General features: G+C 61.6%; 13 protein-coding genes and 2 tRNA genes. 2 read left to right on the top strand and 13 right to left on the bottom strand.

Translation table 11 applies throughout. The features are described 5' to 3' along the window. Positions 1-19 precede the first annotated feature (19 nt). The 12 genes from LPA35_RS04095 to uvrB all read right to left on the bottom strand — a co-directional run bounded on the left by LPA35_RS04095 (position 20) and on the right by uvrB (position 10,124). On the bottom strand, positions 20-1,057 hold the full coding sequence (locus LPA35_RS04095; RefSeq protein ID WP_218301028.1) for a histone deacetylase family protein: 1,038 nt from the start codon (positions 1,055-1,057) through the stop codon (positions 20-22). Positions 1,058-1,244: 187 nt separating this feature from the next. Continuing rightward, positions 1,245-1,319 (bottom strand) — tRNA-Val (locus tag LPA35_RS04090). 48 nt (positions 1,320-1,367) lie between these two features. After that, positions 1,368-1,442, bottom strand: a tRNA-Val gene (locus LPA35_RS04085). Between the two features lie 37 nt (positions 1,443-1,479). Continuing rightward, a complete protein-coding gene (dnaQ, locus tag LPA35_RS04080; RefSeq protein WP_228895222.1) occupies positions 1,480-2,193 on the bottom strand; it encodes a DNA polymerase III subunit epsilon in 714 nt (237 codons plus the stop codon). Beyond that, positions 2,193-2,531, bottom strand: coding sequence for an ISC system 2Fe-2S type ferredoxin (gene fdx / locus LPA35_RS04075; RefSeq protein WP_228895220.1), 339 nt, complete (start codon positions 2,529-2,531; stop codon positions 2,193-2,195). The genes dnaQ and fdx overlap by 1 nt, the downstream gene beginning before the upstream one ends. A gap of 41 nt (positions 2,532-2,572) precedes the next feature. Next, positions 2,573-4,444, bottom strand: a complete 1,872-nt coding sequence (gene hscA / locus LPA35_RS04070) for a Fe-S protein assembly chaperone HscA (RefSeq protein WP_228895217.1) — start codon at positions 4,442-4,444, stop codon at positions 2,573-2,575. Positions 4,445-4,524: 80 nt separating this feature from the next. Next, positions 4,525-5,043: a Fe-S protein assembly co-chaperone HscB gene (gene hscB / locus LPA35_RS04065; protein ID WP_228895215.1), complete on the bottom strand. Its 519-nt coding sequence runs from the start codon at positions 5,041-5,043 to the stop codon at positions 4,525-4,527. Between the two features lie 87 nt (positions 5,044-5,130). Next, positions 5,131-5,454, bottom strand: a complete 324-nt coding sequence (gene iscA, locus LPA35_RS04060; protein WP_008904781.1) for an iron-sulfur cluster assembly protein IscA — start codon at positions 5,452-5,454, stop codon at positions 5,131-5,133. 26 nt (positions 5,455-5,480) lie between these two features. Further along, positions 5,481-5,885: a Fe-S cluster assembly scaffold IscU gene (gene iscU, locus LPA35_RS04055; RefSeq protein WP_121420096.1), complete on the bottom strand. Its 405-nt coding sequence runs from the start codon at positions 5,883-5,885 to the stop codon at positions 5,481-5,483. 39 nt (positions 5,886-5,924) lie between these two features. Next, positions 5,925-7,145, bottom strand: a complete 1,221-nt coding sequence (locus tag LPA35_RS04050; RefSeq protein ID WP_121420095.1) for an IscS subfamily cysteine desulfurase — start codon at positions 7,143-7,145, stop codon at positions 5,925-5,927. A gap of 109 nt (positions 7,146-7,254) precedes the next feature. Then, on the bottom strand, positions 7,255-7,791 hold the full coding sequence (iscR, locus tag LPA35_RS04045) for a Fe-S cluster assembly transcriptional regulator IscR (protein WP_008904778.1): 537 nt from the start codon (positions 7,789-7,791) through the stop codon (positions 7,255-7,257). 242 nt (positions 7,792-8,033) lie between these two features. Beyond that, positions 8,034-10,124, bottom strand: a complete 2,091-nt coding sequence (gene uvrB, locus LPA35_RS04040) for an excinuclease ABC subunit UvrB (RefSeq protein WP_121420094.1) — start codon at positions 10,122-10,124, stop codon at positions 8,034-8,036. Between the two features lie 105 nt (positions 10,125-10,229). Here uvrB and LPA35_RS04035 point away from each other — a divergent pair, with 105 nt between their 5' ends. Together LPA35_RS04035 and LPA35_RS04030 are read left to right on the top strand one after the other, a co-directional pair. Continuing rightward, complete coding sequence (locus tag LPA35_RS04035; RefSeq protein WP_055395858.1) at positions 10,230-11,426, top strand: amino acid aminotransferase; 1,197 nt, start codon at positions 10,230-10,232, stop codon at positions 11,424-11,426. A gap of 162 nt (positions 11,427-11,588) precedes the next feature. After that, positions 11,589-12,182 (top strand): nucleotidyltransferase family protein, encoded by a 594-nt coding sequence (locus LPA35_RS04030; protein WP_228895212.1) that lies wholly within the window; start codon positions 11,589-11,591, stop codon positions 12,180-12,182. 98 nt (positions 12,183-12,280) lie between these two features. Here LPA35_RS04030 and ygiD read toward each other — a convergent pair whose 3' ends face one another. Beyond that, positions 12,281-13,186, bottom strand: coding sequence for a 4,5-DOPA dioxygenase extradiol (gene ygiD, locus LPA35_RS04025; RefSeq protein WP_228895958.1), 906 nt, complete (start codon positions 13,184-13,186; stop codon positions 12,281-12,283). Positions 13,187-13,307: the final 121 nt, after the last annotated feature.

Genomic DNA, 13,307 nt, shown 5'->3' with positions numbered 1-13,307 from the left:
TCCAATAGGCACCGCATCCTCAAACCTGCTCGAACCCGTCGAGCACATTGACGGCGTTGGTGCCCAGTTCTGCAGCCGCATAGCCACCTTCCAGCACAAAGACGGTGGGCAGGCCCGCCCGTGCAAGGCGCTCACCCACCCGGGTGAAATCGGCGGATGCCAGCGCAAACTTGGAGATGGGATCGCCCTCAAAGGTATCGAGCCCGAGGGAGACCACCAGGGCGTCGGCCCCCTGGCTGGCAATACGCGCACAGGCGCTTTCCAGCGCATCGAACCAGGTCGTCGCACTGGTGCCTGCAGGCAGCGGCAGGTTCAGATTGAATCCAGCGCCCTCGCCCACCCCGGTTTCGTCCGCATGGCCCAGATAAAACGGGTACTCGGTGCGGGGATCGCCATGGATGCTGATGAACAGCACATCGGCCCGGTCGTAGAAGATGCTTTGCGTGCCGTTGCCGTGGTGGTAGTCCACATCAAGCAACGCCACACGCTGTGCACCCTGGTTGCGCAGCACCTGTGCGGCCACGGCAGCATTGTTGAGAAAACAATAGCCGCCCATGAAGTCGGGGCCGGCATGGTGGCCGGGCGGCCGTGTGCAGCAAAACGCCGCGCGGGCCCCTTGCGCCACAAGGGTCGCAGCGCTGGCGGCAGCATCGGCTCCCGCCTTGGCTGCAGCCCAGGTACCCGACGCCATGGGCGTGCCGTTGTCCATGGAGTACAGGCCCAGGCGTGCCACAAAATTCTCAGGCTCCAGATCACTGCGCAAGGTACGCACGGGCCAGACCGACGGGAATGGCTGCACTCCAGCGTTGGCAGGATCAAGGGCCAGCCAATGCTGCCAAGCGGTCTGCAAAAAGGCCAAATAGCGTGGCGCGTGCACCTGAGACAAAACGGGGGCGCTATCCACATCCGGGGCCATCAGGCCATGGCCCCGCACCCGCAGCGCCCCTTCGACATAGTCCACGCGTGCAGGCTTCTCAAAACACGGCACGCGTTCGCCGCGAAAAAATTCATGGACGGGGGCGTGACCCTGGTGAAACGGATTGTGGAAGGTGATCATGGGTCAGGGCGTATCGATAGCGGCAAAGGGGCCAGAGGACAGCGAGTGCTGTCCCAGGAAATGCAACCGCCGTGGAATCAAGTCCGACACTTTAGCCTCTCTACGGCATGTAGCAGGCGAAACAGCCGCCCATGCAAACGCCCATGAAAAAACCCCTGCAGACCAAAATCTGCAGGGGTTTTCAAATTGGTGGGTGATACATGGATCGAACATGTGACCCCTGCCGTGTGAAGGCAGTGCTCTACCGCTGAGCTAATCACCCGACGTAGGCACCCTGAAACAGAGTGCATTCGCAAGAAGTCAAAAAGCGTGGTGGGTGATACATGGATCGAACATGTGACCCCTGCCGTGTGAAGGCAGTGCTCTACCGCTGAGCTAATCACCCGTTTCTCTGTGACAGCCCTCTATTATGGCACAGCTTTTCAGGCCGCCTGAACAGTTCTCCAAATTGTTTTGCCACCACTGGCCTTGTCGATCTGCACCAGCAGCTCCGCGTGGGCCACCTGTTCCTGCTCACTGGCACGCAGGACGGGCAGGCTCAATCCGCGCAGGTCGATGGCTGCGATCTTCAGGCCATCGCCACTGTCCTGCGCATCATCGGAAATCAGCAGGGCATCCTGGCCGCGCGTGAGATTGATGTATACATCGGCCAGCAGCTCGGCATCCAGCAAGGCGCCATGCAGCGTGCGGCCCGAGTTGTCCACACCCAGGCGGTCGCACAGGGCATCGAGCGAATTGCGCTTGCCCGGGTACATCTCCTTGGCCATGGCCAGCGTGTCGGTCACGCTCTCCACATACGTGCGGAACGCGGGACGCCCCACCAGTTCCAGCTCCTTGTTCAGAAAGCCCACATCGAACGCGGCGTTGTGGATGATGATCTCGGCACCTTGCAGGTACTGCAGGATGTCATCCACCACCTCGGCGAACTTGGGCTTGTCCTTCAGGAACTCGTTGCTGATGCCGTGCACCTTCAGCGCGTCTTCGTGGCTGTCGCGGCCGGGATTGAAGTACAGGTGCAGGTTGTTACCGGTGAGCTTGCGATTGAGCAGCTCTACACAGCCCAGTTCAATGATGCGATCGCCCCCCTCGGCCGACAGGCCGGTGGTTTCGGTGTCCAGAACAATTTGCCGGGACATCAGTGGTTTTCCTTCGCGTGGTTGATCGTGTATTTCGGAATTTCGACGGTCAGATCGGTTTGCGCAAGGATGGCCTGGCACGACAGGCGCGATTGTGGCTCCAGGCCCCAGGCGCGGTCCAACAGGTCTTCTTCCTCTTCCTCGGCCTGGTTGAGCGAGCTCAGCCCCTGGCGCACGATGACGTGGCAGGTGGTGCAAGCGCAGCTCATGTCACAGGCGTGCTCGATGTTGATGTGGTTGTCCAGCAGGGCTTCGCAGATCGAGGTGCCAGCAGGCGCCGTGATTTCAGTGCCTGCGGGGCAGTATTCGGGATGGGGGAGGATTTTGATGACGGGCATGGGGTGTCTTTTTCTTGTTGAGAGGGATGCGTCGGGCACGCTCAGAGGCTCGCGACGTTCTTGCCAGCCAATGCCTGCTGGATGCCGCGATTCATGCGCTGGGCCGCAAAACCTTCGGTGCCTTTGGCCAGTGCATCGGTCGCGGCTTCGATGACAGCGGCATCATCGGCATCGCGCTGGTGGCGCAGGGCCACCATCAAGGCATCGATGGCGGCGCGCTCCTTGGGGCTGAGCACATCGCCATCCGCATCCAACGCACTCTGGGTGGCGATCAGCATACGGTCGGCATCCACGCGCGCCTCGACCACGGCGCGAGCCTTCATGTCCTGCGCGGCAGTGGCAAACCCGTCCTGCAGCATGCGCGCAATCTGGTCATCGGAGAGACCATACGACGGCTTCACATCAATGCGCGCTTCCACACCGCTGCCCTGCTCCTTCGCACTCACACTCAAAAGTCCATCGGCGTCGACGGTAAAGGTCACACGGATGCGAGCAGCCCCTGCGGCCATGGGCGGGATGCCACGCAGCTCAAAACGCGCGAGGCTGCGGCAGTCTTGCACCAGGTCGCGTTCGCCCTGCACCACATGGATCGCCAAGGCGGTCTGACCATCCTTGTACGTGGTGAAGTCCTGCGCCTTGGCGGTGGGAATGGTCTCGTTGCGCGCCACGATGCGTTCCACAAGCCCGCCCATGGTTTCGATGCCCAGCGACAGCGGAATCACATCAAGCAGCAGCAGATCACCTGAGGTGTTGTTGCCCGCCAGCTGGTTGGCCTGGATGGCGGCGCCCAAGGCTACGACTTCATCGGGATTGAGGTTGGTCAGCGGCGGCTTGCCGAAGAACTCCTCCACGGCGCGCTGCACTTGCGGCATGCGGGTGGAGCCACCCACCATCACCACGCCTTGCACCTCGTCCCGTGCCAGATGGGCATCACGCAGCGCACGGCGCACTGCGGCCATGGAGCGTGCCGTCAACTCAGCAGTGATCGCTTCAAAGTCCGACCGTTTGACGTCAAATCGGGCCTCAGCGCTTGATAGTAAAGCGCTGAATGCTGCCAAATCAGTAGCAGTCAAGGCCTCCTTGCAGGCGCGTGCAGCCATGCGCACGGCGGATTTGTCGGCTGCAGTGGTCGCCCGCAGCCCTAGCTGATGCAGTACCCAATCGGCCAGCGCGGCATCGTAGTCATCCCCCCCCAAAGCCGAGTCACCCCCCGTGGAAATGACTTCAAACACGCCCTGCGTCAGGCGCAAGATCGAGATGTCAAAGGTGCCTCCGCCCAGGTCGTATACGGCATAGACCCCCTCGCTGGCGTTGTCCAGGCCATAGGCAATCGCGGCAGCGGTGGGCTCGTTGATCAGGCGCAGCAGGTTAATGCCGGCAAGCTTGGCCGCATCCTTGGTGGCCTGGCGCTGCGCGTCGTCAAAGTAGGCCGGCACGGTGATGACGGCGCCATAGAGATCGTCGTTGAAGGTGTCTTCGGCTCGGTAGCGCAGCGTGGCCAGAATCTCAGCGCTGACCTCAACGGGCGACTTGTTGCCATCCACCGTAGCGAGACTGACCATACCGCCCTCGTCACTATCGGCAGCAACCACGAAGTCGTAGGGCAACTTGCCCGCTTCCGCCACGTCTTTCAGGCCACGCCCCATGAAGCGCTTGGCCGAGGCGATTGTGTTGCGCGCATCCTGGGCCTGCGCCGCCACGGCGTCATATCCGATCTGGCGACCACCGTTTTCGAGGTAGCGCACAACGGAGGGCAGCAGCACCCTACCCTGCGCGTCGGGCAGGCACTCTGCCACGCCATTGCGCACGGCGGCAACCAACGAATGGGTCGTACCCAGGTCAATGCCCACGGCAATGCGCCGCTGGTGTGGGTCGGGAGATTGGCCGGGTTCGGAAATCTGCAAAAGCGCCATGAAATTTCGGGTCTCAACGTGGTGGAGCCTACCGTCACGTCAGCAAACGATAGAGGCCCCAAGGGGAAGGCAAAACCGCTCTATTGTCCCAGTTGCTCTCGGCGTCGTTCAATGTCGTCGGCAAATCGCGCAATGAACATGAGGGCTCTGACCTGGCGGGCCGCGCCCGCGTAGTCCTGCTGCTGGTCGATGAGTTGCTCGCACTGCGCCAGCGCGGCGCTGCGGGCCTGCGCGACAGCGTCGTCCAAGGTGTCGAGTTCGCTCTCTGCGCGGGCATCTTCCAAAGCCTCGCGCCACTCCATCTGCTGCATCAAAAACGCAGTGGGCATGGCCGTGTTGTCCTCGGCATTGATGGGGGCTGCGTGCAGTTCGCACAGGTAGGCCGCACGGCGCATTGGATCTTTCAGGCGTTGGTAAGCCTCGTTGATGCGCACGGACCACTGCATGGCCACGCGTTGCGCCGCCGCACCCTGCGCCGCGAATTTGTCGGGGTGGGCTTCGCGCTGCAGTTCCTTCCAGCGCGCATCGATGGCGCTGCGCTCCTGGGCAAAGCGGCGCGCAAGGCCAAACAATTCAAAGTCGTCAGATTGCAGGTTCATGCGCTAGTAGGCTGAATGCGGAAATCCAAGAAAAAACCGCCAGCACGCGACGCGATGGCGGTTCGACGGCGCGAAAGCAGCTGGTGATCAAACGCGGAAACTCTCCCCACAACCGCAGCGGTCACGCTCGTTGGGGTTGTTGAACTTGAAGCCTTCATTGAGACCCTCGCGCACAAAGTCCAGCTCGGTGCCGTCGATGTAGGCCAGGCTCTTGGGGTCAATCAGCACTTTGACACCGTGGTTCTCGAACACGATGTCCTCAGGCTCGCTGTCGTCCACATATTCGAGCTTGTAGGCAAGCCCGGAGCAGCCGGTCGTCTTGACTCCCAGGCGCACTCCCAGGCCCTTGCCTCGGCGGGACAAGTAGCGGTTGACGTGCCGTGCAGCGGCTTCTGTCAGCGTAATGGCCATGTCTCTCGATCTATTTATCTGTCAAATCAGGCAGCGGCAGTTGCAGTGGCTGCGTGCTTGGTCTTGTAGTCGAGCACAGCAGCCTTGATGGCATCTTCAGCCAGGATGGAGCAATGGATCTTGACGGGCGGCAGGGCCAGCTCTTCAGCGATCTCGCTGTTCTTGAGGGCTGCCGCTTCGTCCAGCGTCTTGCCCTTGACCCATTCAGTCACCAGCGAAGACGAGGCGATCGCCGAGCCACAGCCGTAGGTCTTGAAGCGCGCGTCTTCAATCACGCCGGTCTCGGGGTTCACCTTGATCTGCAGCTTCATCACGTCGCCGCAGGCGGGCGCGCCCACCATACCGGTGCCCACCGAATCGTCGCCCTTGTCGAACGAACCCACATTGCGGGGGTTTTCGTAATGGTCAACCACTTTTTCTGAGTAAGCCATGATGTGTACCTCTTCAATTCTTCCAAAATCTTCAGTAAATCAGTGCGCAGCCCACTGGATGGTGCTGATGTCGATGCCGTCCTTGTACATCTCCCACAGTGGGCTCAATTCGCGCAGGCGGGCCACGTTCTCGCGGATGGTGGAGATGGCGTAGTCGATCTCTTCTTCGGTCGTGAAACGGCCGATGGTCATCCGCAGGCTGCTGTGCGCCAGCTCATCGCTGCGGCCCAGGGCGCGCAACACGTAGCTAGGCTCCAGACTGGCGGATGTGCAGGCAGAACCCGACGACACCGCCAGGCCCTTGATGCCCATGATGAGCGATTCGCCTTCGACGAAGTTGAAGCTCATGTTCAGGTTCTGCGGCACGCGGCGCTCCATGCTGCCGTTGATGAACACCTGTTCAATGTCCTTCAAGCCATCGAGCAAGCGCTGCTGCAAGGCATGGGCCTTGGCATTGCTCTCGGCCATTTCTTCTTTGGCGATGCGAAAGGCTTCACCCATGCCCACGATCTGGTGCGTGGGCAAGGTGCCCGAACGCATGCCACGCTCGTGACCACCGCCGTGCATCTGCGCTTCCAGCCGAACACGAGGCTTGCGGCGCACATACAGCGCGCCAACGCCCTTGGGTCCGTAGGTCTTGTGTGCGGTCATGCTCATCAGGTCGATGGGCAGCACGTTCATGTCGATCTCGACCCGGCCTGTGGCCTGGGCGGCATCCACGTGCAGCAGGATGCCCTTTTCACGGCACAGCGCGCCGATGGCGGGGATATCCTGGATCACGCCGATCTCGTTGTTCACAAACAGGATGCTAATCAGCACCGTGTCGGGGCGGATGGCGGCCTTCAGGGCATCCATGTTGACCAGGCCGTCTTCCTGCACATCCAGATAGGTGGCTTCAAAACCCTGGCGCTCCAGCTCGCGCATGGTGTCCAGCACCGCCTTGTGCTCGGTCTTGAGCGTAATGAGGTGCTTGCCCTTGCCTTTGTAGAAGTGCGCTGCACCCTTCAAGGCCAGGTTGATGGATTCGGTAGCGCCGCTAGTCCACACGATTTCACGCGGGTCCGCACCAATCAAGTCTGCCACCTGCACCCGCGCCTTTTCAACCGCTTCCTCAGCCTCCCAGCCCCAGGCATGACTGCGCGACGCCGGGTTGCCGAAGTGTTCACGCAACCAGGGAATCATGGCATCGACCACACGGGGGTCCACGGGGGTGGTGGCGCCGTAGTCGAGATAGATGGGGAAGTGCGGGGTCATGTCCATGGCTGGCTCAGTAGTGGTTGCTGGCTGGCAAACGCAATAAGAAACAAAAACGGGTTCAAAAACTGTTCAGGGCGGTGCCGACCCCAGGGTCGGCACCGCCCTTGGGCTATCAGGATTTGGCGAAAACGTTGCCCAGAGCGAACACAGAGTTCGGAGCATTCACGCGGATCGGCTTGACCACCGGGGTCGTCGAAATGGCACGGCGTACCACCGGCTTGTCTTCGATCTGCACGCCCTTGGCAATCTGTTCGTCCACCAGCTTTTGCAACGTGACGGAATCCAGAAACTCGACCATGCGTTGGTTGAGCGATGCCCACAGCTCATGCGTCATGCAGCGGCCAGCTTCGCCCAGGCAGTTTTCCTTGCCACCGCACTGCGTGGCGTCAATGGGCTCATCCACCGAGACAATGATGTCGGCCACGGTGATGTCGCCCGCCTTGCGGGCCAGGGTATAGCCGCCACCGGGGCCACGGGTCGATTCGACCAGTTCATGGCGGCGAAGCTTGCCGAAAAGCTGCTCCAGGTACGACAGCGAGATCTGCTGGCGCTGGCTGATGGCCGCGAGGGTGACTGGGCCATTGTTCTGGCGCAGGGCCAGATCAATCATGGCGGTGACCGCAAAACGGCCTTTGGTTGTGAGACGCATCGCAAGCTCCTTGTGCTAAGGCTTGTTCGTTGTAGAAACCGCCTGCACTGACTGTTGGTCAGCAAGGCACCGTCTCCGCCCCTTACTCCGAACAGTCGCCTGCCACGGAGCCCTTCATCGCTGGGCTGTTTTCTTGAGTATTTTGTGCGAGTATAACACAAATCCCTATCGAATCTGTCGGGTTAAAAAACCAACTAGTTTTTAATTGACCTGATAGTTATTTCCGATTGTTCTTTCGCCCATTACAAGGCCACCGAATCATTGCCATGTGCACCAAATGCCTGGTCCTTTAGCCGCGTGAGCTGGTCGCGCACCCGGGCGGCCTGCTCGAACTCCAGATTGCGAGCGTGTTCCAGCATGAGTTTTTCCAGCCGCTTGATCTCGCGCGCCACGTCTTTCTCTGACATGTCCTCCACCTTGGCGCGCTGCAGGGCTTCCTGCTCCAGCCGTTCTGCGTCCTTACCGGCCTTTTCGCTGTAAACCCCGTCAATCAGGTCTCTTACCCGCTTGACAATGCTGCGCGGCGTGATTCCGTGGGCCTCGTTGTGTGCGATCTGCTTGACGCGCCGACGTTCCGTCTCGCCCATGGCTTTTTTCATGGAGTCGGTGATGCGGTCCGCATAGAGGATGGCCCGGCCATTGAGGTTCCGCGCCGCACGGCCGATGGTCTGGATCAGGCTGCGCTCGGCCCGCAGGAAGCCTTCCTTGTCCGCATCCAGAATCGCCACCAGCGACACCTCGGGAATATCCAGGCCTTCGCGCAGCAGGTTGATGCCCACCAGCACGTCAAAGGCGCCCAGGCGCAGGTCGCGGATGATCTCCACCCGCTCCACCGTGTCCACGTCGCTGTGCAGGTAGCGCACCTTCACGCCGTTGTCCGTCAGGTAGTCGGTCAACTGTTCAGCCATGCGCTTGGTCAATGTAGTAATGAGTACGCGCTCATGCTTTTCGACACGAATGCGTATTTCTTGCAGCACATCATCCACCTGATGGGTGGCGGGACGCACTTCCACCTCGGGGTCCACCAGTCCGGTGGGGCGCACCACCTGGTCGACGATCTGGCCAGAGTGCGTGCGCTCGTAGTCCGCCGGTGTGGCGGTGACAAAGATCACCTGCCGCATACGCTGTTCGAACTCCTCGAATTTGAGCGGTCTGTTGTCCAGCGCCGAGGGCAGGCGAAAGCCATACTCGACCAGCGTGGTCTTGCGCGAGCGGTCGCCGCTGTACATGGCGTTGAGCTGGCCGATCATCTGATGGCTTTCGTCCAGGAACATCAGAGCGTTCTTGGGCATGTAGTCGGTCAGCGTGCTGGGCGGGTCGCCGGGCGCGGCGCCCGACAGGTGGCGCGTGTAGTTCTCGATGCCCTTGCAGTGCCCTACTTCGCTGAGCATCTCCAGGTCAAAGCGCGTGCGCTGCTCCAGCCGCTGCGCCTCCACCAGCTTGCCGTCGGCCAGCAACTGTTTGAGGCGCTCGGCCAGTTCGACCTTGATGGTCTCCACCGCTGCCAGCACCTTGTCGCGTGGAGTGACGTAGTGGCTGCTCGGGTACACCGTGAAGCGCGGAATCTTCTGTTTGACCCGGCCCGTCAGCGGGTCAAACAGCTGCAGGCTCTCGATCTCGTCGTCAAACAGCTCGATGCGCACGGCCAGCTCGGAATGCTCGGCCGGAAACACATCAATGGTGTCGCCCCGCACGCGGAACTTGCCGCGCGAAAAATCAGCCTCATTGCGCTGGTATTGCATGCGTATCAGCTGTGCGATTACGTCGCGCTGGCCCAGCTTGTCACCGGTGCGCAGCGTCATCACCATGCGGTGGTAACTCTCGGGCTCACCGATGCCGTAGATGGCCGACACCGTGGCCACGATGACCACATCCGTGCGCTCCATGAGGCTCTTGGTGCACGAAAGCCGCATCTGCTCGATGTGCTCGTTGATGGCGCTGTCCTTCTCGATGAACAGGTCGCGCTGCGGCACATACGCCTCGGGCTGGTAGTAGTCGTAGTAGCTCACGAAATACTCCACGGCGTTCTTGGGGAAGAACTCGCGGAACTCGCTGTACAGCTGCGCGGCCAGCGTCTTGTTGGGCGCGAAGATGATCGCCGGGCGCCCCATGCGGGCGATCACATTGGCCATGGTGAAGGTCTTGCCAGAGCCCGTCACCCCCAGCAGCGTCTGGAAGGTTTCCCCATCGTTCAAACCTTCCACCAGCTTGTTGATGGCCTCGGGCTGGTCGCCGGCCGGTGGGTACGGCTGGAACAGTTCGAAGGGGGAGTTGGGGAAATGGACGAACTCGCCGTCTTGCTTTTCCGTTATGACTTCTGTGAGATCCGGCATAGGTGCGGTCAACGATTGGTAGAGGCAGGCCGTTAAAATCGGCCGAACCCGGCACAGTACACCACGCCCGGATTCTTCGCTACTGACAACCTTTCAAGGATTTTCATGTCTCTGTTCACCGCCGTCGAAATGGCCCCCCGCGACCCCATCCTGGGCCTCAACGAGCAATTCAACGCCGACACCAACCCCAACAAGGTCAACCTGGGCGTCGGCGTTTATTTCGACGACAACGGCAAGCTGCCCCTGCTGCAATGCGTGCAGGCGGCAGAAAAGACCATGATGTCCACCCCCACGGCCCGTGGCTACCTGCCCATCGACGGCATCGTGGCTTACGACAACGCCGTGAAGGCTTTGGTGTTCGGCGCGGACAGCGAACCCGTCACCTCGGGCCGCGTGGCTACCGTGCAAGCGGTGGGTGGCACGGGCGGCCTGAAGATCGGCGCCGACTTCCTCAAAAAGCTCAGCCCCAACGCCAAGGTGCTGATCTCCGACCCCAGCTGGGAAAATCACCGCGCACTGTTCACCAACGCCGGTTTTGAAGTCGATACCTACACGTACTACGACGCGGAAAAGCGTGGCGTGAACTTCGAAGGCATGCTCGCCAGCCTGAACGCTGCAGCCCCCGGCACCATCGTTGTGCTGCACGCCTGCTGCCACAACCCCACGGGCTACGACATCACCCCCGAGCAGTGGGACCAAGTGATTGCGGCCGTCAAGGCCAAGGGCCTGACGCCCTTCCTCGACATGGCCTACCAAGGCTTTGGCCACGGCATCGCCGAAGACGGTGCCGTGATCGGCAAGTTCGTGGCTGCAGGCCTCAACTTCTTTGTCTCTACCTCGTTCAGCAAGAGCTTCAGCCTCTACGGTGAGCGCGTGGGCGGCCTGTCCGTGCTGTGCGCCGACAAGGAAGAAGCTTCGCGCGTGCTGAGCCAGCTCAAGATCGTGATCCGCACCAACTACTCCAACCCACCCATCCACGGTGGCGCGGTGGTGGCTGCCGTGCTGAACAACCCTGAGCTGCGCGCGATGTGGGAGAAGGAACTGGGCGAGATGCGCGTGCGCATCAAGGCCATGCGCCAGAAGCTGGTGGACGGTCTCAAGGCTGCGGGTGTGAAGCAAGACATGAGCTTCATCACCACCCAGATCGGCATGTTCAGCTACTCCGGCCTGTCCAAGGACCAGATGGTGCGCCTGCGCAATGAGTTCGGCGTGTACGGTACCGACACCGGCCGCATGTGTGTGGCAGCCCTGAACAGCAAGAACATCGACTACGTCTGCCAGGCGATCGCAAAAGTGGTCTAACCCCCTGAGTCGCTTGCGCGCCTTCCCCCTTTCTCTCGAATTGCTGCGCAATTCGGGAAGGGGGACGCAGCCAGCGCGGCGGGGCGGCCCTTGCGCGGCTACCTCGCATGGGCTGCGCTTGTTCGGGGGGCAGTGGCGATACGCAATCCATTGAATGCCCCTTTGAACCCTCACTCTGATCTTCAGCGCCGCTTTGTGAGCGAAGCGCTCCAGAACCCGCACAACGCGGCCCTTCTGGAGCGTTTGCCGTTTCTGGGCCTGCCCGACGCGTGGCTGGTGGCGGGCTGCCTGTTTCAGACGGTGTGGAACCTGCGCTCAGGCCTGGAGCCCACGGCGAACATCAAGGACTACGACCTGTTCTACTTCGACGGCAACGACTTGTCCGAATCGGCGGAGCAGCAGGTGCAAGCCCAAGTCACCGCCCTCTTCGCCGACCTGCCCATCACCGTGGAAGCCAAGAACCAGGCCCGCGTGCACCTCTGGTACGAACGCTGGTTTGGCTACCCGTATGCGCCACTGCAATCGGCCCGCAACGGGATCGAGCGTTTTCTGGTGCCCTGCACCTGCGTCGGGCTGCAACCTGCTGACAACCTGAGCGTCAACGAGTCCACCCTGTACGCGCCCTACGGGCTGGAAGAACTGTACGCAGGACTGCTCAAACCCAACCCCGCATGCCCGCATCTACCGCTGTTCCAGACCAAGGCTGAAAGCTATCGAGAACGCTGGCCGTGGCTGACGATCCGGGCCACCGCCTGATCGGCAAAGCCGCCAATTTTTACGTCTTTTTGATCCCTAGCGCTTGATGCAAAAGCGCTGGCAGCTATCAAAATAGAAGCAACCGGCGCTATCCTGCATCACCCCCACAGCACCGACCGCATCGAGATCGACGCCGACTGGTAACCCGTATTGAAGAAACGCGGCATCTCGCTGGGCAAAACAGCTCCTGCGGCGTACAGCAGCGGCAGATAGTGCTCGTGCGTGGGGTGCGCCTGCTGGGCCACCGCACCCAGTTTCTGGAAGTCCTGCAAGGCGCCCAACTGGCCCTTCTTGATCTGCTCCTGAACCACGGTATCGAACTCGGCCGCCCAGTCGTAGGCTTCGTTGGCGGCCGAGCCACGGCGAGATGCGCGCAGGTTGTGCACGATGTTGCCGCTGCCCACGATGAGCACACCCCGCTCGCGCAAGACCTTGAGCTGCTGGCCCAGCGCATAGTGCTCGGCCGGGGCGCGGCTGTAGTCCATGCTCAACTGCATCACCGGGATCCGAGCCTGGGGGAACATGGGCTTGAGCACCGACCAGGTACCATGGTCCAGGCCCCATTCGCCTTCGTCCACACCCAGTGCCCCGCCGGTAGCGGGCGACTTCAGTTCGGCCGCCAGACTGCGCGCCACCTGCGGCGCACCGGGCGCGGGGTATTGCTGGTCGAACAGCGCCTGCGGAAAGCCGCCGAAGTCGTGGATCGTCTTGGGGTTGGCCATGCCCGTCAGCTGCCAGCCGCCGCGTGTGAGCCAGTGTGCCGACACACACAGGATGAGCTGGGGCTGCACCGCGCGCGCCATCAGCTCCGCACCCATGGCCTGCCAGCTGCGGCGCCAGGCGTTGTCCTCGATGGCGTTCATGGGGCTGCCGTGGCCCACAAACAGCACGGGCATGCGGGGCGAGGGCTTGAGCGCCTGCAGCGCGGTCGCTGTGGCGGCGCTGCTCAAAGCCGAGGTCATGAAAGCTCCCGGAAAGGCGGCCAGGCCCGTCAGGGCGGCCAAAGAGGTTCTGCGTTGCATGGGTGGGGGAGCGTAACAAATTATGTATAACGCGGGGAGTGAGCCCGCGCGCCCCTTGAAGTTCCAGCGCCGCGCCTTCTCCTTTCGTTCAAAACCACAACAC

Source organism: Acidovorax sp. Leaf73 (assembly GCF_916855635.1).
Lineage (GTDB): Bacteria > Pseudomonadota > Gammaproteobacteria > Burkholderiales > Burkholderiaceae_C > Acidovorax > Acidovorax facilis.
The sequence above is the reverse complement of the archived record's forward strand: the minus strand, read 5'-3'. Positions and strand labels throughout refer to the sequence as shown.

Bases quoted from the DNA above. Each gene is read 5' to 3' on its own strand.
- LPA35_RS04095 (WP_218301028.1), bottom strand. From the start codon at position 1,057: ATGATCACCTTCCACAATCCGTTTCACCAGGGTCACGCCCCCGTCCAT.
- dnaQ (WP_228895222.1), bottom strand. From the start codon at position 2,193: ATGTCCCGGCAAATTGTTCTGGACACCGAAACCACCGGCCTGTCGGCC.
- fdx (WP_228895220.1), bottom strand. From the start codon at position 2,531: ATGCCCGTCATCAAAATCCTCCCCCATCCCGAATACTGCCCCGCAGGC.
- hscA (WP_228895217.1), bottom strand. From the start codon at position 4,444: ATGGCGCTTTTGCAGATTTCCGAACCCGGCCAATCTCCCGACCCACAC.
- hscB (WP_228895215.1), bottom strand. From the start codon at position 5,043: ATGAACCTGCAATCTGACGACTTTGAATTGTTTGGCCTTGCGCGCCGC.
- iscA (WP_008904781.1), bottom strand. From the start codon at position 5,454: ATGGCCATTACGCTGACAGAAGCCGCTGCACGGCACGTCAACCGCTAC.
- iscU (WP_121420096.1), bottom strand. From the start codon at position 5,885: ATGGCTTACTCAGAAAAAGTGGTTGACCATTACGAAAACCCCCGCAAT.
- LPA35_RS04050 (WP_121420095.1), bottom strand. From the start codon at position 7,145: ATGGACATGACCCCGCACTTCCCCATCTATCTCGACTACGGCGCCACC.
- iscR (WP_008904778.1), bottom strand. From the start codon at position 7,791: ATGCGTCTCACAACCAAAGGCCGTTTTGCGGTCACCGCCATGATTGAT.
- uvrB (WP_121420094.1), bottom strand. From the start codon at position 10,124: ATGCCGGATCTCACAGAAGTCATAACGGAAAAGCAAGACGGCGAGTTC.
- LPA35_RS04035 (WP_055395858.1), top strand. From the start codon at position 10,230: ATGTCTCTGTTCACCGCCGTCGAAATGGCCCCCCGCGACCCCATCCTG.